This is a genomic window from Burkholderia alba (genome assembly GCF_034721475.1).
In the GTDB taxonomy this organism is placed as follows: Bacteria; Pseudomonadota; Gammaproteobacteria; order Burkholderiales; family Burkholderiaceae; genus Burkholderia; species Burkholderia alba.
In genome coordinates, this window is record NZ_JAWJWL010000002.1 from 93,163 (window position 1) to 115,489 (window position 22,327).

General features: G+C 65.3%; 26 protein-coding genes and 2 tRNA genes. 13 read left to right on the forward strand and 15 right to left on the reverse strand.

Going from position 1 to position 22,327, the window contains the following annotated elements; genetic code table 11:
* Window positions 1-254: 254 nt before the first annotated feature.
* From aat to RZR99_RS02235, 4 genes are all read right to left on the reverse strand, one after another.
* Window positions 255-1,022 carry a leucyl/phenylalanyl-tRNA--protein transferase gene (gene aat / locus RZR99_RS02220; protein WP_323118106.1) on the reverse strand — a complete coding sequence of 256 codons (768 nt, stop codon included), beginning with the start codon at window positions 1,020-1,022 and terminating at the stop codon, window positions 255-257.
* Window positions 1,023-1,034: 12 nt separating this feature from the next.
* Window positions 1,035-1,580: an NUDIX hydrolase gene (locus tag RZR99_RS02225; RefSeq protein WP_323118107.1), complete on the reverse strand. Its 546-nt coding sequence runs from the start codon at window positions 1,578-1,580 to the stop codon at window positions 1,035-1,037.
* 113 nt (window positions 1,581-1,693) lie between these two features.
* Window positions 1,694-2,557, reverse strand: a complete 864-nt coding sequence (locus RZR99_RS02230) for a glycosyltransferase family 25 protein (protein ID WP_323118108.1) — start codon at window positions 2,555-2,557, stop codon at window positions 1,694-1,696.
* Window positions 2,558-2,886: 329 nt separating this feature from the next.
* Window positions 2,887-2,963 (reverse strand) — tRNA-Met (locus RZR99_RS02235).
* A gap of 207 nt (window positions 2,964-3,170) precedes the next feature.
* Here RZR99_RS02235 and RZR99_RS02240 point away from each other — a divergent pair.
* Genes RZR99_RS02240 through RZR99_RS02250 form a run of 3 tightly spaced genes read left to right on the forward strand, consistent with a single transcriptional unit; the run spans window position 3,171 to window position 5,179 of the window.
* Complete coding sequence (locus RZR99_RS02240; RefSeq protein WP_323118109.1) at window positions 3,171-3,668, forward strand: heme-degrading domain-containing protein; 498 nt, start codon at window positions 3,171-3,173, stop codon at window positions 3,666-3,668.
* A 5-nt stretch (window positions 3,669-3,673) separates the two neighbouring features.
* Window positions 3,674-4,012: a DMT family transporter gene (locus RZR99_RS02245; protein ID WP_323118110.1), complete on the forward strand. Its 339-nt coding sequence runs from the start codon at window positions 3,674-3,676 to the stop codon at window positions 4,010-4,012.
* 27 nt (window positions 4,013-4,039) lie between these two features.
* Window positions 4,040-5,179 (forward strand): enoyl-CoA hydratase/isomerase family protein, encoded by a 1,140-nt coding sequence (locus RZR99_RS02250; RefSeq protein WP_323118111.1) that lies wholly within the window; start codon window positions 4,040-4,042, stop codon window positions 5,177-5,179.
* A 61-nt stretch (window positions 5,180-5,240) separates the two neighbouring features.
* On the opposite strand, the gene RZR99_RS02255 is transcribed toward RZR99_RS02250, so the two are convergent.
* Complete coding sequence (locus RZR99_RS02255) at window positions 5,241-5,669, reverse strand: hypothetical protein (RefSeq protein WP_323118112.1); 429 nt, start codon at window positions 5,667-5,669, stop codon at window positions 5,241-5,243.
* Window positions 5,670-6,023: 354 nt separating this feature from the next.
* On the opposite strand from RZR99_RS02255, the gene ssuD reads away from it, so the two are divergent.
* From ssuD to RZR99_RS02285, 6 genes are all read left to right on the forward strand, one after another.
* Complete coding sequence (gene ssuD / locus RZR99_RS02260; protein WP_323118113.1) at window positions 6,024-7,181, forward strand: FMNH2-dependent alkanesulfonate monooxygenase; 1,158 nt, start codon at window positions 6,024-6,026, stop codon at window positions 7,179-7,181.
* A gap of 15 nt (window positions 7,182-7,196) precedes the next feature.
* Window positions 7,197-8,012, forward strand: a complete 816-nt coding sequence (ssuC, locus tag RZR99_RS02265; protein WP_323118114.1) for an aliphatic sulfonate ABC transporter permease SsuC — start codon at window positions 7,197-7,199, stop codon at window positions 8,010-8,012.
* Window positions 8,009-8,977, forward strand: a complete 969-nt coding sequence (locus tag RZR99_RS02270) for an ATP-binding cassette domain-containing protein (protein ID WP_323118115.1) — start codon at window positions 8,009-8,011, stop codon at window positions 8,975-8,977. The genes ssuC and RZR99_RS02270 overlap by 4 nt, the downstream gene beginning before the upstream one ends.
* Window positions 8,978-9,023: 46 nt before the next feature.
* Window positions 9,024-9,239, forward strand: coding sequence for a TOBE domain-containing protein (locus tag RZR99_RS02275; RefSeq protein ID WP_252986520.1), 216 nt, complete (start codon window positions 9,024-9,026; stop codon window positions 9,237-9,239).
* Window positions 9,240-9,346: 107 nt separating this feature from the next.
* A complete protein-coding gene (locus tag RZR99_RS02280; protein WP_323118116.1) occupies window positions 9,347-9,544 on the forward strand; it encodes a hypothetical protein in 198 nt (65 codons plus the stop codon).
* A gap of 72 nt (window positions 9,545-9,616) precedes the next feature.
* Window positions 9,617-9,871, forward strand: coding sequence for a hypothetical protein (locus RZR99_RS02285; RefSeq protein ID WP_323118117.1), 255 nt, complete (start codon window positions 9,617-9,619; stop codon window positions 9,869-9,871).
* A 497-nt stretch (window positions 9,872-10,368) separates the two neighbouring features.
* Here the strand turns inward: RZR99_RS02285 and RZR99_RS02290 are convergent, their stop codons facing one another.
* From RZR99_RS02290 to RZR99_RS02305, 4 genes are all read right to left on the reverse strand, one after another.
* Window positions 10,369-10,716, reverse strand: a complete 348-nt coding sequence (locus RZR99_RS02290) for a hypothetical protein (RefSeq protein WP_323118118.1) — start codon at window positions 10,714-10,716, stop codon at window positions 10,369-10,371.
* Between the two features lie 458 nt (window positions 10,717-11,174).
* Window positions 11,175-11,297, reverse strand: a complete 123-nt coding sequence (locus tag RZR99_RS02295) for a hypothetical protein (protein WP_323118119.1) — start codon at window positions 11,295-11,297, stop codon at window positions 11,175-11,177.
* A 563-nt stretch (window positions 11,298-11,860) separates the two neighbouring features.
* Window positions 11,861-13,153 (reverse strand): MFS transporter, encoded by a 1,293-nt coding sequence (locus RZR99_RS02300; RefSeq protein WP_323118120.1) that lies wholly within the window; start codon window positions 13,151-13,153, stop codon window positions 11,861-11,863.
* 188 nt (window positions 13,154-13,341) lie between these two features.
* On the reverse strand, window positions 13,342-14,235 hold the full coding sequence (locus tag RZR99_RS02305; protein WP_323118121.1) for a LysR substrate-binding domain-containing protein: 894 nt from the start codon (window positions 14,233-14,235) through the stop codon (window positions 13,342-13,344).
* A 565-nt stretch (window positions 14,236-14,800) separates the two neighbouring features.
* Between RZR99_RS02305 and dusA the strand changes: the two genes are divergently transcribed.
* From dusA to RZR99_RS02320, 3 genes are all read left to right on the forward strand, one after another.
* Window positions 14,801-15,808 (forward strand): tRNA dihydrouridine(20/20a) synthase DusA, encoded by a 1,008-nt coding sequence (gene dusA / locus RZR99_RS02310; RefSeq protein WP_323118122.1) that lies wholly within the window; start codon window positions 14,801-14,803, stop codon window positions 15,806-15,808.
* A gap of 66 nt (window positions 15,809-15,874) precedes the next feature.
* A tRNA-His gene (locus RZR99_RS02315) sits at window positions 15,875-15,950 on the forward strand.
* 637 nt (window positions 15,951-16,587) lie between these two features.
* The gene (locus tag RZR99_RS02320; RefSeq protein ID WP_323118123.1) at window positions 16,588-17,100 is read left to right on the forward strand and encodes a cupin domain-containing protein; all 513 of its coding nucleotides are present in this window, start codon (window positions 16,588-16,590) and stop codon (window positions 17,098-17,100) included.
* 166 nt (window positions 17,101-17,266) lie between these two features.
* Here RZR99_RS02320 and RZR99_RS02325 read toward each other — a convergent pair whose 3' ends face one another.
* The 6 genes from RZR99_RS02325 to RZR99_RS02350 all read right to left on the reverse strand — a co-directional run bounded on the left by RZR99_RS02325 (window position 17,267) and on the right by RZR99_RS02350 (window position 21,740).
* Entirely contained in the window at window positions 17,267-18,292 is a 1,026-nt protein-coding gene (locus RZR99_RS02325) for an aldo/keto reductase (RefSeq protein WP_323118124.1), read from the reverse strand.
* Window positions 18,293-18,673: 381 nt separating this feature from the next.
* Window positions 18,674-18,961 carry an SGNH/GDSL hydrolase family protein gene (locus tag RZR99_RS02330; protein ID WP_323118125.1) on the reverse strand — a complete coding sequence of 96 codons (288 nt, stop codon included), beginning with the start codon at window positions 18,959-18,961 and terminating at the stop codon, window positions 18,674-18,676.
* Window positions 18,910-19,596: an SGNH/GDSL hydrolase family protein gene (locus tag RZR99_RS02335; protein ID WP_323118126.1), complete on the reverse strand. Its 687-nt coding sequence runs from the start codon at window positions 19,594-19,596 to the stop codon at window positions 18,910-18,912. Before RZR99_RS02335 ends, RZR99_RS02330 begins: the two co-directional genes overlap by 52 nt.
* Before the next feature lie 272 nt (window positions 19,597-19,868).
* On the reverse strand, window positions 19,869-20,171 hold the full coding sequence (locus tag RZR99_RS02340; RefSeq protein WP_323118127.1) for a DUF3331 domain-containing protein: 303 nt from the start codon (window positions 20,169-20,171) through the stop codon (window positions 19,869-19,871).
* A 46-nt stretch (window positions 20,172-20,217) separates the two neighbouring features.
* Window positions 20,218-21,513, reverse strand: coding sequence for an NAD(P)/FAD-dependent oxidoreductase (locus RZR99_RS02345; RefSeq protein WP_323118128.1), 1,296 nt, complete (start codon window positions 21,511-21,513; stop codon window positions 20,218-20,220).
* 32 nt (window positions 21,514-21,545) lie between these two features.
* Window positions 21,546-21,740 carry a hypothetical protein gene (locus RZR99_RS02350; RefSeq protein ID WP_323118129.1) on the reverse strand — a complete coding sequence of 65 codons (195 nt, stop codon included), beginning with the start codon at window positions 21,738-21,740 and terminating at the stop codon, window positions 21,546-21,548.
* Between RZR99_RS02350 and RZR99_RS02355 the strand changes: the two genes are divergently transcribed.
* Window positions 21,739-22,323, forward strand: a complete 585-nt coding sequence (locus RZR99_RS02355) for a TetR/AcrR family transcriptional regulator (RefSeq protein WP_323118130.1) — start codon at window positions 21,739-21,741, stop codon at window positions 22,321-22,323. The two genes, RZR99_RS02350 and RZR99_RS02355, sit on opposite strands and share 2 nt — an antisense overlap.
* Window positions 22,324-22,327: the final 4 nt, after the last annotated feature.

Sequence of the window (22,327 nt, forward strand, 5' to 3'; positions counted from 1 at the left end):
GCCTGTACGTGGCGCCACACTCGACCGCGCCGGCAACGGCGCGGTCGAGTGCGGCGGACAGGGCGCGCAGGGAGCGGTGTGTTTCGCGTGTATCGCCCCGTGAGCCGGGCCCGTGCCGGGGCGATCGCACGAACGTCCGGGCCTCGCACGCCGGCCGGATGGAGCCGTGCCGCGCCGCGTGTCATGCAATCGGGACATCAAGCCTGATGCGGCGCCGGCCACATCGTGCGCGACAGGCGGCTCGCGGATTCGCGCTAGCGCCCGCCGGCGTTCTCCGACGCAACCGTATCCGCATGTCCGAGCAGGCCGGCCAGGGCGCCTTTGTCGAAACGCCACGGGATCGTCGGCTCGGCCACCGCGCGGCGCACGTGCGCGATGAACGCCTTGCGCGCGATTTCCCGGCCGCCGAGCGACGCCAGATGCGACGTGTTTTGCTGGCAGTCGATCATTTCCATCGCGTGCTCGCGAAGGTGTGCGACGAGCGTCGCGAGCGCGATTTTCGACGCATCGCTGATCTCCGCGAACATCGATTCGCCGAAGAACATCCGGCCGAACGAGACGCCGTACAGGCCGCCGACCCGTTCGCCGTCGAACCAGGTTTCGACGCTATGCGCGTCGCCGGTCCGGTACAGCGACGAATACGCGTCGATGATTTCGGCCGTGATCCAGGTGCCGCGCTGGCCGCGTCGCGGCGCCTGCGCGCAGGCGCGCATCACGCCGGCGAAATCATGGTCGACCCGGACTTCCCAGCGCGGTTCGCGCAATACCCTTTTCAGGGTTTTCCTGAGCGACGGCGACACCTTGAATTCGGCGGGCACGAGAATCATCCGCGGATCGGGGCTCCACCACAGCACGGGCTGGCCGTCCGAATACCACGGGAAGATGCCGCGATGGTAGGCGTCGATGAGACGCGACGGCAGCAGATCGGCGCTCGCGGCCAGCAGGCCGGGGGCGCCGCTCGACGGGCCGAGCGCGCGTTCGACCGGAGGGAAGGGATCGTCGGGACCGAGCCAGGGAACCATGCTGGCCGGCGCTCAACCGTTGCGCAGGGAGCGGAAGATGTCGCCCGTGTGTACCCCGTAGCTGCCGGTTTCGCGATCGGCGAAAAAGAAGCGCAGGGTCTGGCTGACCGTCGGGAACGCGATCTCGTCCCACGGAATGTCCGCCTCGTCGAACAGCCGCACCTCGAGGCTTTCCTCGCCGGCCTCGTACGACGGGTCGGTGAGCCGCGCGAGATAGAACAGATGCACCTGGTGCACGTGCGGCACGTTCAGCAGCGAGAACAGATTCTGCACCTCGACACGCGCGCCGGCTTCCTCGAGCGTTTCGCGCGCGGCCGCCTCCGCGGTGGTCTCGCCCATCTCCATGAATCCGGCGGGCAGCGTCCAGTAGCCGTAGCGCGGTTCGATCGCGCGCCGGCACAGCAGCACCTGATCGCCCCAGACGGGAACGGTGCCCACGACATTGCGCGGATTCTGATAATGAATCGTGCCGCAATGGTCGCAGACGAAGCGCTCGCGATTGTCGCCGGGCGGAATGCGCGCAATGACTTCGTGGCCGCAGACGGAGCAGAATTTCATAGGATGGGGAGGGTAAACAGTGATGCGAGTGTATCACCGGGGGCAGGCTTTCTCGAACGGCGATTCGTGCGCGCCCGGGCGCCGCCGCCGCCGGGTCCCGCGTGCGGCCGCGCTCATGTCATCGACCTGAAATGTTCGTAGACGCGCATCCCCAGGCGGTATTCCGACGATGCGCGCGCGGCGCCCAGCACCTGTTCGACCCGGGCGAGATCCAGCGCCGGATTGCCCGCGAAGACGATCCGCCGGAATACGCCGGCCCAGAAACACTCGTTCGGATCGATGACGGACGAATCGGCTTCGCTGCCGATCGTGGACTCGGCGGCGAGCCTCGGCGTCGCGAGAAAGGGCACGAAAATCCGGGCGTTCAGCTCGCCCGAGTGAATCCAGCCGTTGAACAGGGTGTCGACCGGTGTCGCCGGATCCTGCGCCGCCGCGAACAGTTTTCGCAGGGTTTGCTTGCCGGCCGGCGTCACCAGGTAGGCGGCCGCGCAGTACGCGTAGACGTCGCGCGCGTCGATCACGTCGACGGTCACGAGCTGGTGGCGATCGTGGCCGTCGAGGTCGGCCGCCGCGCGGTGCGCCATCCGGGATTCGGTCTTGGCGAGCAGCACCGGCGCGCTGTTCCAGTAGATGCAGCAGTCGAGGAACGCGATGTCGACGTCGGGCGAGTGCGTGACGAAATGCCCGATCGTGTCGGGCTGGATGATCGACGGAAAGTGCGGGCTGATCTCGACGTCGTCTTCGAGGACGACCGTGGCGGAATCGGGCGGCGCGTCGCCGATCGCGGTTTCGTGCGAGCGCCGGCATCCCCAGGTGCCGTTTTTGACCCGCGAGTCGAACGGGCCGCCGGTCAGCCCGTCGATGGCGGGCAAGCGCCGGATGAGGCCGGCGAGCCCCAGCCCGGACAACTGCGCGTCCATCAGCCGGCGGCGGTCGTGGCTTCGGTCGAGATTGATGTAGCAGCCGTCAAGTCTCACGCGATCGCTCGTTGAAATGGAGGTTTTTATGCGCGGGGCGGGGGCCGTGTCGGGGCAGATCGATGGCGACCTTTTCGCTTCCCGGCCACGCGTGGTCTCACGCTCGAAATTACCATTTCGCGATAACGGCTTGTAGAGGGCGGCAGCGGCTGACGACGTCGGGATTTGCCCCGATAGGCGGGGAGGCGCCGTTAGTGCTCGCGCGTGTTGCGCGCTTCGGCGCGGATGAGTTGCCACCTGTGCGGCGCGTCTCGAGAGGGGGCGGACCTGAAGGTTGCCGCAAAGCAAAAGGCCCGATCTCGGAAGAAATCGGGCCTTTCGGGAATGCTTGGTTGCGGGGGTAGGATTTGAACCTACGACCTTCGGGTTATGAGCCCGACGAGCTGCCAGACTGCTCCACCCCGCGTCCGTTGAAGAATTCAATTATACGAGATAACGAGGCGCGATGCAATCATCCGTCCCGAGGCGGAGCCCGGTGCGGGGCGATGCCGCGCCCGGCGGGGGCTGCGCTAGAATCGGACGGTTTCCCGCCGCCGTCAAACGGAGGGTGCCGTCGTGCGCAAACGCGAACCGGGCATCGCGGGCAGTCGTTCAACCCGATTACACAGGCTTCATGGACATCGCTCTCGATCTGCAAACGATCACCGTACAAGAACAGACCCTGGTGTTTCCGCACTTCGACGCCGCCCGCGCCTGGGCGCTCGGCTCGCAGTTGCATGAGCTGGCGCGCGAGCGCGGCCACGCGGTGGCGATCGACGTGCGCACGTTCGGCCAGCCGCTGTTTTACGCCGCGCTCGATGGCACGACGCCCGACAACGCCGACTGGGTGCGCCGCAAGAGCAACGTCGTCGCGCATTTCCGCCGCAGTTCGTACGCGATCGGCCTGCGCATGCAACAGGCGGGCGCGACGCTGGCCGACAAGCACGGCCTGCCGGTCGCGGAGTACGCGACCCACGGCGGCGCGTTTCCGCTGACCGTCTCCGGCGCGGGCGTGATCGGGGCGATCACCGTATCCGGGCTGCCGCAGCGGCTCGATCACGAACTCGTCGTCGAGGCGCTGTGCGCGCAGCTCGGCCACGGCTACGCCGCGCTGGCGCTGACGAGGAGCTGAAGACGATGCAACTTCCGGGTTATGCGTGGCTTGCGATCGCGATCGTCGCCGAGGTGATCGGCACGTCCGCGTTGCGCGCGGCCGAGGGGTTCACGCGGCTGTGGCCGACGCTGATCGTCGCCGTGGGCTACGGCACGGCATTCTATTGCCTGTCACTGACGCTGAAGAGCATGCCGGTCGGCATCGTCTATGCGATCTGGTCGGGTGCGGGGATCGTGCTCATCACGCTCGTCGCGATGGCGCTGTATCGGCAGGTGCCGGATCTGCCGGCGATCATCGGCCTCGCGCTGATCGTCGCGGGCGTGCTCGTTCTCAACCTTTTCTCGAAGATGCAGGCGCACTGAGCGGCGCCGGATATTTCCCCGTTCCCCATGACCGATTCCCTCGACGATGCCGCCCAAGCCGACGTGCGCGCCCATGTGGCGAACCGCATCGGCTTTCTCGAACTGAACCGGCCGAAGGCGCTCAATGCGCTGTCGGGCGGGATGATTCGCGCGCTGCACGCGGCGCTCGACGCGTGGCGCGACGATCCCGACGTGCTCGCCGTGGTCGTCCACAGTCCGCATCCGCGCGCGTTCTGCGCGGGCGGCGACGTGCGCTTCTTTCACGACGCCTACCAGCGCGGCGAGCACGATGCGATCGATGCGTTTTTCATCGCGGAGTATTCGTTGAATCACGCGATCTTCACGTACCCGAAGCCGTATATCGCGCTGATGCACGGCGTCGTGATGGGCGGGGGGATGGGCATTTCGCAGGCGGCGCGGCGCACGGGCGGCCTGCGTGTGGTGACCGGTTCGACCCGGATGGCGATGCCGGAAACGCGTATCGGGCTGTTTCCGGACGTCGGCATGGGCTGGTTTCTCGCCCGCCTGCCCGGCAGGCTCGGGCGCTATCTCGCGGTAACCGGCGCGACGCTCGACGCGGCCGATGCGCTGTATGCGGGGCTTGCCGACACCTACCTGCCCGACGCGGCGCTGCCCGCGCTGCTCGATGCGCTACATGCGGAGCCGTTCGCGGATGGCGCGGCGGTTACCGCACGGGTCGCCGCCGAGGCGCGCCCGCACTCGCCGGCAATGTCCCAGGACGATACCCGGCTCGCGGTCGCGCGCGCGTCGATCGACCGGCATTTCGCTCAGCCGGACATCGCCGCGATCCTGGCGTCGCTCGACGCCGAGCAGGATGGCGCCGCGCTCGAGATGTGGGTCGAGAAGACGCGCGAGACGATGCGCAAGCAACTGTCGCCGTTGTCGATGGCGGTGTCGCTGGAGGTGGTCGAGCGCGCGCGCGATGCGACGATGGCGGGATGCCTGCGCCGCGATCTCGATCTGACCCGGTCGACGTTCGCGCGCGGCGACGTGATCGAGGGCGTCCGGGCGTTGATCGTCGACAAGGATCATGCGCCGCAGTGGCGTTTCGGGACGGTCGCCGATGTCGAGCGGGAAGCGGTGCTGGCGATGTTCGACAGCCCGTGGCAGCCGGATAAGCATCCGCTGAGAGATTTGCGCGACTGACGTCGCGCGCGGGTGTCCGCCGCGCGCGATGCCGACGCGGCGGGTGAACCCCGCCCGCCCGTCATGCGTCGCCGTCGTCGTCCGACATGAAGGCACGCATGAACACCAGCGCGCCCCATCCCCAGATCGCATTCGCGACGAAGCCGACCACGAGCGGCGGCAGCATGTTGCCCGCCGGCCAGATGCCGCGCAGCGGGTCGATCAGGAACAGGCGCGCGGCCGTCAGCGCGATGCCGCCGAACATCAGCGACTGGATCCACGGCGCGCGCCGTTCGGGCGACACGCGCAGCAGCCACGCCATCAGGATCGCCCAGAACGCGCTCATGATCGCGTTGGCGACGAACTCGGGAATACCGAGGGGTACGAACGGATTGGTCGAGAAGCCGGTCAGTTCGATCAGGCCGGCCGTATGCAAAAGCGCGAGCGTCGCTTCGCGGAAGAACAGGGCGGCAAGAAAGCCGGAAAGAAACGGCAGGATCACTTTCTGCATCGAGAGCACCGCGAGAGGGCGCGGCCCCGGACGGGCCGCGCCGAATTAATTGGAATCTGGAGCGACATTATAGGGGGCCATGCCTTCATATTCGCTGCAGCAGCACGCTAATCACGAAAGCGGAAAAACTAAGCTCGAAAAAATCGTTCCTAAACGATACCGCCGACCCTAGACTGATTTCCCAGAGACGGCCCGGCCGTCCGCCGCGCGAAGGCGAGCTCGCCCGCCCCGCGGACCGATCCGGCGAGCGATTCCCAACTTATTCGCAAGCGAAGCGAACGCCGTGTCCGGCGGCGCTCGGGCTGTGTCGTCTTCGCCCATTTCTTTGCACGATCAGTCAGGCAGGAGCAGCAGATGAATGTGTTCTGGTTTATCCCCACGCACGGCGACAGCCGCTATCTCGGCACGGCGGAAGGCGCGCGCGCGGCGGACTACGACTATTTCAAACAGGTCGCCGTCGCGGCCGATACCCTCGGCTACGACGGCGTGCTGCTGCCGACCGGCCGCTCCTGCGAAGACGCTTGGGTGGTCGCGTCGAGCCTTATTCCGGCCACCAAGCGGCTCAAGTTCCTGGTGGCGATCCGCCCCGGCATCGCATCGCCGGGATTGTCCGCGCGGATGGCGTCGACGTTCGACCGCCTGTCGGACGGCCGGCTGCTGATCAACGTGGTGACGGGCGGCGACGCCGCCGAACTCGAAGGCGACGGGCTGTTCGCCGATCACGATACGCGCTACGAGATCACCGACGAATTCCTGCACATCTGGCGCAATCTGCTGAGCGCGTCGCACACCAACGACAGCATCGACTACACCGGCCGGCATCTGCAATCGAAGGGCGGCAAGCTGCTGTACCCGCCGGTCCAGCACCCGCATCCGCCGCTGTGGTTCGGCGGCTCGTCGCCGGCGGCGCACACCATCGCGGCCGATCATATCGACACCTACCTGACCTGGGGCGAGCCGCCCGAAGCGGTCGCGAAGAAGATCACGGACATCCGCGCGCGCGCGGCCGAACGGGGCCGCCGGATCAAGTTTGGCATCCGTCTGCACGTGATCGTGCGCGAGACCGAAGAGGAAGCGTGGCGCGATGCGGAGCGGCTCATCAGTCGCCTCGACGACGACACCGTGGCGCGCGCGCAGCAGGCTTTCTCGAAGATGGATTCGGAAGGGCAGCGCCGGATGGCCGCATTGCACGGCGGCAAGCGCGGCGGGCGCGCCGAGCTGGAAATCTATCCGAACCTGTGGGCGGGCGTCGGCCTGGTGCGCGGCGGCGCGGGCACCGCGCTGGTCGGTAGTCCGGAGCAAGTGGCGGAACGGATGCGCGAGTATGCGGCGCTCGGAATCGAGACCTTCATCCTGTCGGGCTACCCGCATCTCGAGGAATCGTATCGCTTCGCCGAACTGGTGTTCCCGCTGATCAAGGGGAATCAGGGCGCGCGCCGCACGGGCCCGCTGTCCGGGCCGTTCGGCGAGGTCGTCGGCAACAACTATCTGCCGAAAGCCAGCCAGAGCTGAGCGAAGGAGCGAAACATGGCCTCGACTCGCTTCAATCGTGCCGGCGCGGCATCCGCGATCCGCGCATGGCGAGCGCTCGCTCCGTGGCTCGTGCCGGTCGGACTGGTGCTGGCATGGGAACTGGCCGCGCGCGCGGGCGCGCTGTCGACCCGCGTGCTGCCCGAGCCGCTTGCCGTGGTGCGCGCGGCGTGGGCGCTGATCGAGTCCGGCGACATGTGGGCGAACGTGAAGGTGAGCACTTGGCGCGCGCTGTCCGGCTTCGTGGTCGGCGGGGGCGTCGGCCTCGTGCTCGGGCTTGCCACCGGACTGTCGAAATCGGCCGAGGTCGCGCTCGATTCGACCATCCAGATGGTTCGCAACATCCCCGCGCTCGCGATGATTCCGCTCGTGATCCTGTGGTTCGGCATTGACGAGAGCGCGAAGCTTTTTCTGGTCTCGCTCGGCGTGTTCTTTCCGGTCTACATCAACACCTACCACGGTATCCGCTCGGTCGACCCGAACCTGATCGAGATGGCGAAAAGCTACGGCGTCACGGGCTTCGCGCTGTATCGCGACGTGATCCTGCCGGGGGCGTTGCCGTCGATTCTCGTCGGCGTGCGGTTCGCGCTCGGGTTGATGTGGGTGATGCTGATCGTTGCGGAAACCATCTCCGCGCAATCCGGCATCGGCTACATGACGATGAATGCGCGCGAGTTCCTGCAAACCGACGTGGTGGTGGTGGGCATTCTGCTGTACGCGGTGCTCGGCAAGCTGGCCGACGTGATCGCGAAATGGCTCGAGCGGGTGACGCTGCGCTGGCACCCCGCGTATCAACCGGGAGCACAAGCATGACGGGCACGACGCTGGCCGCTTCGTTCGGCTCGATCGTAGGCGCCGACCTGGAAGCCGAACTGGCTCAGGCTCGCATCGCCGACGGCAACGCGAGCGAAGCGGCGGTTCTCGAACGCGATGCGGGCGCGCATGTGCTGCCGCTCGCGCGACGCCACGGCGCGGCGCGCACGGCCGACTCCGCGGTGCGGCTGCAGGGCGTCGGCAAGCATTACGGCGAACGCGCGGTGCTGACGGATGTCGACCTGTCGATCGAACGCGGCAGCTTCGTCGCGATCGTCGGCCGCAGCGGCTGCGGCAAATCCACGTTGCTGCGCCTGATCGCCGGACTCGAACGGCCGGGTGCCGGCACGCTCGTCAAGCAGACGGAGACGGGCGGTCCGCTCGATACCCGGATCATGTATCAGGACGCGCGGCTGCTGCCGTGGAAAACCGTGCTGCAGAACGTGATGCTCGGGCTGGGGCGCGGCGCGAAGGCGGCGGCGCGCGCGGTGCTCGACGAGGTGGGGCTGCTCGAACGCGCGAACGACTGGCCCGCGCAGCTGTCGGGCGGCCAGCGGCAGCGGGTTGCGCTGGCGCGCGCGCTCGTGCACCGGCCGCAGCTGCTGTTGCTCGACGAGCCGCTCGGCGCGCTCGACGCGCTGACGAGGATCGAAATGCATGCGCTGATCGAGCGCGTGTGGCGCGAGCATCGCTTCACGGCGCTGCTCGTCACGCACGATGTGCAGGAGGCGGTCGCGCTCGGCGACCGGATCCTGCTGATCGAGCAGGGCAGGATCGCGCTCGACCAGCCGGTGCCGCTCGACCGGCCGCGTTCGCGCGCGTCGAGCGGGTTCGCCGCGCTGGAAGACCGCGTGCTGCAACGGGTGCTGGCGAACGGCGCCCGCGCGGGCGCGGAACCCGGCGCCGAAGTCATGACCGGGGTGCGCGGACCTGAAGCCGCCGCCCGGATTCGCTGGGCGGTGTGACGCCGTCCATTCTCCTTTATCACTGAAATTTCGGAGCGATCCCCCGATGAGCATTACCGCTATCAATGTACGCAATCAATTCAAGGGCAAGGTGAAGGAAATCATTCGCGGACCGGTCGTATCCGAGGTCGATGTGGATACGCCGTTCGGCATCGTGACGTCCGTCATCACGACGCGCTCGGTTGACGAGCTGGAGTTGAAGGTGGGCGCGGAGGTGGTGGCGCTCGTGAAGTCGACCGAGGTGTCGATCGCGCGCCTCTGAGCGCGTCCGTCACGCGCTTGCGGCAGCGGGTCGTTCTGCGGGTTTTACTTTCTTTCCGGCGACTGGGAAGTGCTAGGATGAAATGAAACCGATGGCGGAGGCGGCCCATGTTTCCCACCCTCACTCCCGAGGCGATCGAAGCGCTGAAGTGGATCGATCAGTTCGGCGCCGGCCGGCCGCTGCCGGCCGGGTTCCGGATCGCCTTCGAGGCGCTGCTCAACGATGGCCTCGTCTACCAGAGCGGGCCGGATCGGGCCGACATCACCGACGACGGCAAGGCCTATTTATCTGAAGAATACGATTGATCCGCACGGCGCGGCGTGACGGCTGCGCCGCAGGCGTGCGTCGTCGGCCCGGTCAGGGCCGGAGGAGGCGGGATGGAACCGAAAGGGAGCGATATCGGCGACTTCGGCGAGTCCTACAAGGGCTACGACATCGAAGCGAAGACGGAGCAGGTCTGGGTCGGCGAGAAGGCTCATTACCGGGTGATGCAGGGCGATACGGTGATGATCGACTGGCGGCTCGTGCATGTGGACGGCCTGCTGCTGAACGAGCGCCGGGTGATCGAGCGCGTGCTCGGGATGGCGCGGACGGCCGTCGATCGTGAGTTGCTGGGGGCCGGGGTGATCTGACTGGGCGTCCCTGCGTTCGAAGGCCGGGCGCCGAGGTATCGTGCTGCCCCGGGGCGGCAGGAGGGCGTGCGTCGATCCCGGCTATCTTCGTAGTCCGCCCGAGGCGATCCCGGCGACGTGCGGGTGTCCGGCGGGGCGTGAATGCGTGCGACGAGCATCGCGGGAGGGCGTCGGTTTATCAAGACGCCGCGACGCCGTAGACGTGCTTCACCGGGGTAGCGGGTTCGCGTGCGCCGCTGCGCTTGGCGCTCTCCGCGTTCGCGCTGGGACGCTGCGCGGCACGGCTCGATTGACCATCGCGCTATCTGCGCGTACACCTCCGCGCCGAGATTGGTTCCGACCCTTCTCCTTCTCCTGCCGTTATTCGAGCGTCACTCGAGGCCGGCGATGAATCGGTCGCGACGGCCGATCCACTCCCCCGTTCACACTGCCTGCTCTGCTCGGAGCAGCGCGGATTCCCCGCGTATTGTCTCTGCCCGGGCCAGTCTTCGCGGAACTCACGCGTACTGGGTCATCAGCATCCAGGGCAGACCGTATCGGCCGCCGTTGTCGCATTCGTAGATGTCGAACAGGGAGCCCGTGAAGGTTCCGATCGGGTAGTCGTCATCGTCGGTTTCGACGATGGTCTGGCGCATCGTGCCGGGTATTTCCCCCCACAGGATGAGCCGGTCGTCCGCATCGAACAGCAGCGGCAAGCGAGCGCCCGTTTTCCTGTCGGCCAAGAGGCTGGCGATGTTCGAGCCTGCCTGGCGGCCGGCTTCCGTGGCGAGATCGTAGATCGATTCGGCGACGAAGATTTCCGACTCGTCGCCGAGCCAGAAAAAACGGATGTGTTGACTGTCCATATGTCTCTCTGTTTGAGGCTGCCCGCTCACGGGCCCGGCGGGCGGTATTCGTCCGTGCTGAAAAGCGGCCGATCGTGTCGGCCGCCGGCGAATCCCGCTACCGGAAGAAACCAAAAAACGGGGCGCTGACCGAGCCGCCCGCTAAATCGTCGCGCCTATCCGAGGGCCACTGCGCGGCGTTGAAACCCCTTTGCTCCCACTGCATCGCGATGTCGATCGATCCGATTCGCGGCATTGTTGCGTTCGACGAAATCCCGTATGGATTTCTTGATGATTCGGAATCCGAAATGGATAATCCGGTCATTGAAAAAATAAAATGTTTCAAACCGGGCTTAATCGCGTGTCGACCTGCGTATCGGCCCGCTGCATTCGCTCGCATCGTCGGCCCGGCACACGCACGGTCATGCCGAGCCGGTTCGCGCCATACTCTTCATCCCGTTTCCTTGCCCGCCGGTCACTCACTCCTCTTCATAGCGCACCACATACTTGCCGAGCGCCACGCCCACGAAGATCGCCAGAGCGGCCGCGAAGATACCCACTGCAAAACCGAAAAAGAAGGTTGTCACCTGATCGAATGACATCTCGGGTTTCCTCGGCGATGCGTTTCTCGCACCCCGGACATCGTTTCCCCATCGGGTGAATCGATGTCGTTGACCGAATCGCGGGTACCGCGGCCTCTTTCCCGAAGGCGAATCGTGCCGGGTCGGATGGGCCGGAATCGAATCGGGTGCGAGACCCGAACGGATCCGTCAGCGTTCGCGCCAGATCTGCCGGAACCGGCCGCGCATGACGGCGGTCTCGCGCCCTGCGTCGTGCTGCCGGCGTGACGGGGACGGCGTCGTGTTCCGGGACGGGATCGTGTTCGGTGGGGTGCTTCGCACGGCGTTCATGGTCAAGTAATGGCGAACGGGAAACCGGGAGTGCTGCTCGTTCGTCTGTTGCAACCTCGTGTCCTTGCTCGGTTACGTCGATATCGGCGCAGCCTCGGCTCTGGTCCGCCGGGAGGCGCCTGCGTCATGTCGGCATGTCCGTATCTATGTCGGGCGCATGCGTTGTCGGCTGCCCGTAAGCGGCCGACGGTGATACGGATGCCGCGAGCGGTTCGGGCTGCGCAAAGGCGCGCCGCGATCGCGTCGCTCGCGGCCTATCTGCTCGCGTAGGCGGGACGCCATGCCAGGGCGGCGATGAGACTGAGCACTGCCGTGACGATGACGTAGAACGCCGGTGCGAGATTGTTATGGGTGGTCGCGATGGCCCACGTGATGATCGTCGCCGAGAAGCCGCCGAAGGTGATCACCGCGAGGTTGTAGGCAATGGAGATGCCGGTCGACAGCACGCGCGTCGGGAACAGTTCGCTGATGGCTGCGAGAATCGGCCCCTCGTAGCACGCGATCACCAGCCCGAAGAACACCTGGAACGCGATCAGCGAACTCAGGCCCGGATGCGTGTTGATGTACGCGAACATCGGATAGGCGAAGATCGCGGCGGCGAGCACCGCTCCGACCAGAAAGCGGCGGCGCCCGTACAGATCGGAAAGATGGCCGACGATCGGCGTTCCGACGAGCACGATCGTCGCGCCGACGAGCACGGCGATGAAGCCGGCCGCCGATTCCAGTTTCAGGACCTTCACCGCGTAGGTCGGGATGTAGAACAGCAGGACGTACGAGCAGACGGTCCAGAAGATCACCAGGCCGAAACCGACGAAGACTTCCTTCGACATGCCGCGGACGATTTCCACCACGGGTGCCGACTCGCGCGCCAGACGGTCCGGCGCGTCCGATTCCGTCAGGCTGCTGCGGATGTACATCCCGACGGGGCCGAGCAGCAGGCCGAGCAGGAACGGAATTCGCCAGCCCCAGGACTCGATTTGGGCCGGCGTCAGATGATTCACGATGAAGGTGCCCAGCGCGGCGCTCAGGATGATCGCGAAACCGATGCTGGCTTGAATCCAGCTCGTGTAATACCCGCGGCGCTCCGTCGGGACGCGATCCATCAGGTAGGCCGTCGCGCCGCCCATTTCGCCGCCGGCGGAAAAACCTTGCAGCAGACGAGCGAGCACGATGATCGCGGGGGCGGCGAGCCCGGCCTGTTCGTAGGTGGGCGCGAAGCCGATGAGCGCGGTGCCGATCGTCATCAGCAGGATCGTGATCGCGAGCGCGGTCTTGCGTCCGGCCTTGTCGGCGAGGCCTCCCAGCACGATGCCGCCGACGGGGCGCATGAAGAAACCGACGCCGATCGTCGAGACGGACAGCAGCAGCGAGATATTGTCGTCCCCGGTCGGGAAGAAAAGCTTCGCGATGATGATCGAGAAAAAGCTGTACGAGATGAAATCGAACCACTCGAAGCCGTTGCCGATAATGACTGCGATGACAGCCCGTTTCCTGGTGGTTTCATCGCTGACGGCGAAGTCGTTCAGCAGCATCGATTCATTTGACATACCCGAATCCCGTTTAGACGATCGATATTGTGGGTCACCTGCTCTCCCAGGTATCTGGTGCTGCGATGGTAGGGTATTTGGGGGATTCCCTACCCAGAAATATTTTCCGTTCACTCTGACAAAATGGAATGCATGCGTGCGAAGCATGCATGCATATCGGGCATTAATTCGACGTGGGGCGAATTTTTCTACGCCAGACTCGCCAGAATCCACTCTTTAAAGGTTTTGACGGCGATGGTTTCGCGTCGATCGGTCGGCCAGAGCACGTGGTATGCGCCGCCGAACGAAGCAGTGGCATCGGAGGCACGGGCGAGTTCGCCCGCGTCGACGAGAGGCGTCACCATCTTGTCCCATCCGAGGATGATGCCTTGCCCGTGCAGCGCCAGATTGAGCAGGAGCGGATAGCTGTTGGCGGTGATGGTTTTCTTCGGCCGGACCGCCTCCGCGCCGGTCAGGCGCAGCCAGTCGTGCCAGTTCATCCACTGGCGCTGCTGCTCGTCGGCGACCAGCATGGTTTTCTCGATTAACTCGTCCGGCATTAACAGCTGTCCGCCGAGATAGCCGGGCGAGCAATATGCGCCGACTATTTCGTCGATGATTTTCGTGCCGGTCATACCTGCCGGCATGACATCGCGGATGTAATAAATGCCAATGTCGAATTCAGCGGTGCTGAGATTGACGAGTCCATCCCGAACGAGGATGCGGACTGAAATTTCCGGATGCTTTGAGCAGAAATCCGAAACTCTCTTCGTCAGGAAGAGGTCGGCGGTGCCGGCCGCGCACGCGATCGTCAAGCCATTGGGCCCGGAGTCTTTCATGAGCGACGAAGTATATTCGGCGCAATCGATCAGCAACTCATGGGTTCGCTGCGCATATTTCTGTCCGGCGATGGTCAGTCGCAGCGTTTTCGCGTCGCGAATGAACAGCGTGGTTCCGAGAAACCGCTCCAGTTTCACGACCTGCTTGCTGACTGCGCCCTGCGTGACGTTGAGTTCCTCGGCCGCGCGCGTGAAGTTGCCGAGCCTCGCGGCGGCATCGAAGAAGACCAGGCATTGAAGCGGGGGAAGGGGGTGAATCCGCATTTCTGTATTTCCACAATGGCGCTGAATCCTCCGATGATGCCGTCGCGATGCGGCGGAGCGTGATTCTGCGATTCAAATATCGAGTGTCCACCGGGCTATTTCCGGTACCGCGGCGCTGCCGGGACGCCCGCCGGACGCCTGGTCCGCGGGCCAGGCGGCGGCCCGCAAGCGTGAGAGACGCGCTTGCCGTGAGCGTCGTGTTCCCGGGGAGCCGTGACTTCCTTCATCGGCCGACGGGATTGCAACTTCGGCTTCGGGCCATCCGGGCACCCGCGAGCGCGGCGGAGGGCGGGTTGGACGACCCGCTCTTCGGGGCATTCTGCCATGTCTTGGTCGGGAGCCTTGTCTTCATTCGTATTTGACTGAGGGGCACGTGGGCTGTGCGGAGGCAATCGTGATCGACGACGCAACCGCTCCCTTGCGACGGATCCAAACGGTGTAGCCTATACTTCGGTCCTCGCATTTTCCCGGCGCCATCGCGCCTATCGTCTCGATACGACAGGAAATGACTCCACATGATGCGGGTCGCATCATCGCTCAAATCATTGAATCAAAAGAGTTTTGAATGAAATCAACGCCTCGTCGCGTGTCGGTCGCTCCCATGATGGACTGGACCGACCGCCATTGCCGCTCGTTGCATCGGGCAATTTCGCACCATACGTGGCTGTACACGGAAATGGTGACGACGGGGGCGCTGATCCACGGCGATGTCGCGCGCCATCTCGCGTTCACCGCGGCCGAGGCCCCCGTGGCGTTGCAACTCGGCGGCAGCGAGCGGGACGACCTCGCGCGTTCGGCGAAGCTCGGCGAGCAATGGGGGTATGACGAAATCAACCTGAACTGCGGCTGTCCTTCCGAGCGGGTGCAGCGCGGCGCATTCGGCGCGTGCCTGATGAACGAGCCGCAACTCGTCGCCGATTGCGTGAAGGCCATGCGGGATGCGGTTTCGGTACCGGTGACCGTCAAGCATCGCATCGGTGTCGATGCGGTTGAAGACTACGCTTTCGTGCGGGACTTCGTGGGTACCGTTGCCGGCGCGGGGTGCGACGTGTTTGTCGTGCATGCGCGCAATGCGATTCTGAAAGGGCTGTCGCCTAAAGAAAACCGCGAGATCCCGCCGCTCAAATACGAGTACGCGTATCAGTTGAAGCGCGATTTCCCGGATCTCGAGATCATCATCAACGGCGGTATCACGACGCTGGATGAAGTGGAGCAGCATCTTCGGCACGTCGACGGCGTGATGCTCGGGCGGGAGGCCTATCACAACCCGTATGTGCTCGCGGAGGTCGACGCGCGCTTCTACGGCGCTACCGCCGTTGCGCCGAGCCGGGAGGAAGTGGAAGCGCGCCTGATCGAATATTGCGCGGCGGAGCTCAAGCGCGGGACCTACCTGGGCGCGATCGTGCGGCACGCGCTCGGCTTGTATCGCGGCGTCGCCGGCGCGCGAGGCTGGCGACGCGTGCTGTCGGACAGCAAGCAACTTGCGCGCGGAGATCTGGCGATCTTCGACGAAGCCCGGGCTCACCTGATGCGCTCCGAAGAAAATTTTGAAAAAGGGGCTGTACAAGATTAAATAAGCTTCGTATAATCTCGCTTCTTCGTCGGCAAGCCAGATCTGGTGAGTCGAAAGAAGTTAGTGGTGGCTGTAGCTCAGTTGGTAGAGTCCAGGATTGTGATTCCTGTCGTCGTGGGTTCGAGTCCCATCAGCCACCCCAGAGAATTTCCGAGCGCATCAACGCTTTAGCGAACGGCACTGAGATTTGATCCAGTGCCGTTTTTGCTTTGTAATTCACACAATGGGGATGACATACCCTTTCGCTTCGCGATTTTGTTTCGATCCTAGACGCGTGCCGTAGTCGCCGGGTTGTCGAATCAGGATTGCAGTGCTCGCACTTCCTGGTCATTAAAAGTCACTCGGCTGGGCACGTAGCTTTACGCTTGCTGCATCCGTCGCGACAAGTAATCCGGCGCATCCGGAACCGTCGATGACCAGCAGGGTCATCGGCCGACCTTCAGACTTCGCGCCTCGTTCATCATCGACCCCGCTTCACGGTTGGCATCTCATCGTTGCGAATGACGAGGTATTCCCGTAGCAAAGTTCGCTGCAGCCACGATTTCTCGCTTGCCGCATTGGAGATCGAGCGGTTGTTATCGCGGTAATCGGGAAGCCAGTTCGAATCCGTCGCCATCGCGCTCCAAGCCAAACCACATCAGGCCGACCGATCCGCCACAACGCTGACCCGCCCATATCCGCCCCCATCTGCCCGTCCCCACCTGATATATAGTCCGACCATACGTTCAACGCAGGCCGCGCGGCACGGCGAACGTGCGTGAAACTCAAGGAGAGTCACGATGACGGGAGACGGCGTCAACCGACGCGAAATGCTGGCGCTGCTGGCAGGGATGGCCCCTTTGCTGCTCGCTGGAGCCGCCGAGGCCAGTCCGATCGATACCATCCAGACCCGGTATACCTTGCCCGGGGACATCACATTCACTCCGCAGGCCGGCGCGCCGCCCGGAAGCGTCGAGAACGCGGCGCTTTACGGCAGCCCGGCCGGGGAGGGCATCTACTACACGCTGATTCGCTGGTATCCCGGCTACATGAGCGCGCCGCACAGCTATGCGTCGGATCGCTTATGCGTGGTGGTGTCCGGTACCTGGTGGATCAACAGCGGCGCAGACTTCGACCCCGGGCATACGGTGCCGGTACCGGCCGGTACGTTCGTCCGCCGCGTGGCGCGAACGTGGCATTACGACGGCGTCCGTCGCGGGGAAGCCGAGCCGGTACTCATCGCCATTTGCGGGATCGGCCCGGTGGATATCCGGCTGGCGGAATCCGACAAACCGCTCGTTCGCGCCGTGTAGCCGCACGCGCCGTACCGCGCGAGCCGCGTGAGGTGGGACCGTCCGCCTTGTCGCAGCGAGGCGTTGATCGCCCAACGGCAAACGCACCGTCGACGCATATCGCGGTATATGCGGAGGCCCCGATGCACGCTGCCGTTTCGCGGCCAGTATCGGCAGCCGACACGGCTTACACCGGAGGCGGATTGCGCTCCGCGAAGCCCTCCTGGTGCCAGTATGGATAGGCCGGGCGCACCTTGCTTGCGTCATCGAGCTTCGCGACCTGCTCGTGCGTCAGGTTCCAGCCGACCGCCCCGAGGTTCTGACGAAGCTGTTCTTCGTTGCGTGCGCCGATCAGCACGGTCGACACGGTGGGGCGCTGCAGCAGCCAGTTCAGCGCGATTTGCGGAATCGTCTTGCCCGTCTCCGCGGCGATCTCATCCAGTGCGTCGATCACGCGATAGAGGGACTCCTCCGGTACCGGCGGCCCGATGTCCGCGGTCTTGTGCAGCCGGCTGAGCGACGGCAGCGGCTGGCCGCGGCGGATCTTGCCGGTCAGGCGCCCCCAGCCGAGCGGACTCCAGACCACCGCGCCGATGCCCTGGTCGAGGCCGAGCGGCATGAGCTCCCACTCGTAATCGCGGCCGATCAGCGAGTAATACGTCTGGTTCGCGACGTAGCGCGGATATCCGTAGCGGTCCGCGACTTCGAGCGATTTCATGAGATGCCAGCCGGAAAAATTCGACACGCCGGTATAGCGGATCTTGCCTGCGCGCACGAGGTCGTCGAGAGTCGACAACACTTCCTGCACGGGCGTTCTCGCGTCGAAGCCGTGTAGCTGGAACAGATCGATGTAGTCCGTTTGCAGACGTTTCAGCGCGGCATCGATCGACTTGATCAGGTGATGCCGCGACGAGCCGACGCTGTTCGGCGCGTCGTCGAAACGGAAAGTCGCCTTGGTCGAAATCAGCGCCTTGTCGCGGCGGCCTTTGAGTGCTTCGCCGAGAATCGACTCGGATGCTCCGCTCGAATAGATGTCGGCGCTGTCGAACAGCGTCACGCCCGCGTCGAGGCAGATGTCGACCAGCCTGCGCGCCTCGGCGACGTCCGTCTCGCCCCAGGCCTTGAACAGTTCACCCTTGCCGCCGAATGTGCCGGTGCCGAAGCTGAGCACCGGAACCTTGAATCCTGATGCACCGAGATGTCGATATTCCATGTCCGTTCTCGAGGGCGTGGAGGAGGAAGGGCGAACGCGATGCGCTCGCCGATCCCGTCAAGACGCGCGGGACCGGCGGCGACGCGAATCGGCTGCGCTGGCCCATGCTTGGCGATGCAATCGGAGCAGCGCCGGGTCGTCAGGCTACTGCAATTCCGGGATGCGTGCTCGCCGCCGCGCGGATTCATCGGCCGCCGTTTCGGCGTTTCGGCGTTTCGGCGTATGCGACGTACGTCGCGGCAGGGTCGGAGAACGCGGTCGCAAACGGCTCGCGAGGATTCGGTTTTCATGCGACCGTATTGCTCCGGACTTCCGAGGGCGACCCTCAGCCGAGATCCATGCGGCTCATGCCCGCCCCCATCCGGCAGACATTCCCGGACGTCAGTCCATCCGGCATCCGGCGGAGAAGGGTCCGCCGGGTCCAAACGCGAGGTTGGCGAACCGTTCGCCCATGCGGCGATGCGCGGCGCCATCCGGATGAATCTGATCGGGAAGCGGCGGATCGGCGAAATCCTGTCGTTCGTAGAGATCCAGGCCGTCGAGATCGTGCAGTTGCGGGTCGTCCGCCGCGCGTTGTCGAACGACGCGATGCAATTCGTCGCGGATGAGGGACAGCGTCAGCTTTCCTGCCTGGCGCTCGGCCGGATCGCCCGTCGCCCGAAACGACACCCTCCCTTCGGACCGCGCGCCGACGTCGAAGGCGCCGGGGCCGGGCGTGTCTTCGTGAATCGGACAGTAGAGCGGCGAGACGACCCGCAGCGGCACGCTCGGAGACCCTCTCGGAGGGTATCGAGGAAGCCGTGCACGGCGGGCGTGAAGGCGCGCAATCGCATCAGATCCGTGTTGACCAGGTTGATGCCGATTTTGATGCTGATCAGGTCGGCTGGCGTATCGCGCATCGTTCGGGCGGTGAAAGGGTCGAGCGGTGCGCTGCCGCCGAAGCCGAGATTGATCAGATCCACGTCGCCCAGCGACGCGGCTAGCGCCGGCCAGATCGAGGTGGGGCTGTCGCCGTTGGAGCCGTGGCTGATGGCGCTGCCGTGGTGCAGCCCGACCCGCCGGCCGCTGTCGGTCACGGGCTCGATGCGCGCATTGGTGCGCAGCCCGATGAGTTCCGTGCTTTCGTTGTACGGCAGCCAGATCTCGACCTGCTTGTCGTGGCCGGGCAGGTTGTCGAACCGGAGCGTACTGACCGGACCCGGCTGTTTCGACATCGCGCCGGTGCCCATGTCGGTCGTCACGACATCGGCGTGGGTTGCGCTGGTCCGATGAACGAGGCGGCCGTCGACGAGCAGGTCGTACACGCCGGCCGCGCGGGGCGGGATGCCGGCATACACATACCGCGTCGCGGCGACGTCGAGTTCGATACGGGTCGCTTGGGTGCGAAATACGAGCCGTACGCCGCAGGGTTGCGATTCGGCCCTCGCCAGTTGCGGATCGGCGCATTGGGCGCGGGCGCGGGCGGGCCGGCGGCGCCGGGCGGCGATCGCGACGTCCGCTTCCGGGTCGGGCGTGATTCGAGGATCGAGCAGCCGGCCCGGCGGACGTGGCGGGATCGCATGCGATGTCTCCGCCGTCACGGCCGGATCGCGTCCTCGCGGATGGTAACGCCTGCATTGCTCGCATATCTGCGTCCGTCCGGCCGATACACGGCGTCTCCCTTCCGTACGGGTTGTCCCGATACCGCGCAGACCCCATTCCGTCCGGCGATAACGAGGCGCCAGAGCTGATCCGCGTAGTGGCATTTGCCGGGTTGGAGCCAGCGTATCCGCATGCTCGTGTCGTTGCGCTCGAGGATCCACACATGCGCATCGTGTTGGGCCAGGAACAGATAAGCGTCGGTCTCGGTGGTGCGCAAAGTCGGGATGAGGTAAAGCATGAGGTGCTCGCTTTCTGAAGCAAGGGTGCGCGGGATGCCGCGCCGGTCACGTGATCCGGATGCTGGGCTGGACCGCCCGGTTGATTCGCTCCGCCGCCCACAGCAGCGTTGCCTTGCCGAATCCGTGAAGCGCCTGCTGATGCTGCCGGTACAGCATCGCGTGGCTGAACTGCGCGAAGCGCCCGCGGATGAATCCGCCGCGGAAGAAACCGAAGCTGCCCAGCGTGCCGAACGCGTTGTAGTCGCTCAGCGAAACGAGCGAACCGAAATCGCGGAACGAGAAAGGCGCGGCCGTGCCGCCGGCGAGCCAGCCCGGCAATGTGCGAGCCAGATGTTCCGCTTGCTGCGTGGCGACCTGCGCGGTCGGCGGCAACGCCCGTTCGCCGCCTGACGGCGTCAGGCTCGCGCAATCGCCGAGCGCGAAGATCCGGTCGTCCCGCCGTGTCTGGAGGGTGGGGCGGATGAGGAGTTGATTCGAACGCGTCGCTTCGAGCCCGTCGAGCCGGCCGAGACAGTCCGGGGCTTTCACGCCGGCGGCCCAGACCATCAGGTCGGCCGCGACGAAGCTGCCGTCCGCGCGGCGGAACCCGCCGGGCTCCGCCGCGGTGACGCGGGTGGCGGTCTGGACGTCGAAGCCGATCTGCCTGAGCTGCCGTTCGCTCAACGTCGAGACGGACGGCGGAAAGGCCGCCAGTATGCGCGGGCTGCTCTCCAGCAACGAAAGATGCAGCCGTTCCCGCACCGTGGGGTCTCCGTAGCCCGACGCGATGTCGAGCAGCCGGCTCAATTCGGCGGAGAGTTCGACCCCCGTCGCGCCGGCGCCGACGATCGCCACGCGCAACGCTTCGTCCTGGACGACGCTGCGAAAAATGCGGGTGCGCAGCGCGACATTGAACGTTTCCGCCTGCGCCTGGCTGTCGATGAAATGGCAATGCTCGTTCACACCGGGTACGCCGAAATCATTGGCGCGGCTGCCGAGCGCGAGCACCAGCACGTCGTATTCGACGCTGCGCGGCCCCAGTATCGACTCGCCGTCCGGGGTCCGAAGCGCTGCAAGCTGCACGGCGCGGCGCTCGCGATCCAGTCCGCACATCTCGCCCGGCTGGAAGCTGAACCCGTGCTCGCGGGCATGCGCGAGATAGATGACCTGCTGTTGCTGCACGTCCCGGGTACCGGCCGCGATGGTATGCAGCATCGGCTTCCAGATGTAGGTGGGGCTCCGGTCGATCAGCGTGACGGCGGCGCGGCCCGCACGTCCCAGTGTGTCGCCGAGCCGCGTGGCCAGCAGCAAGCCGGCGATTCCTCCGCCGACGATCACGATCCGGGGTGTGGATGAGGTCATGGATAAATTAATTAATCGAACGATGAATTAATTTATGATAAGGGCAGCGAACGAGCGCTGTCAAACGTCGCCGCGGGCAGTCGGGACGATGCGCCGTACGCGTCGGTTACACTTTCCGCCGGATTGACCGCATTTGAACCCGAATCGAACATGACGACATCTGATCCCCGCTCCACGTTGCCCGTCAGGCAGAAACGCCCGCCCGGGCGCCCTGCGTGCAGCGCCATGAGCGGTTCCGACGCGTTGCTGAAGAGCGCCCGGCTGGCGTTTGCGCGCAGTGGATTCGAGGCGACGAGCGTGCGTGAAATCGCCCGGCGCGCGGACGTCAATCCGGCTTTGGTGGCTCATCACTTCGGTTCGAAGGAGGAGCTGTGGCTCGCGGTGGTCGATCAGATCGCGGAGCGCACCGCTTTGCTGCGCGAGCTGACCGGCGCGCTGCGCTCATCCGGGCTGGCGCCGCGCCGGCGGGTCGAGCAGGCGCTGGTCCTCTTTGTCGACGAGGTGTTCTCGGAACCGGATATCGGGATGTTCTTCTCGACCGCGGCGACCGAGCAGGGTGAGCGGCTGAACGTGCTGGTCGACCGCCTGGTGCGCCCCTATCACGAAGTATTCGTGCCGCTGCTGGCGGATGCGATGGATGCGGGCGAACTGCTTCGCAACGATCCCACGGTTGTATTCGCGATGCTGACCAACGCGGTCAGCAAGACCGTTGCGTATCGCCACGTGCTGTCGGCGTTCTCGCCCATCATCGAGCAGTCGGAGACGTTCAAGCGCGCGGTGATCGATGCGGCATTCAACATGCTGCATTGACCGG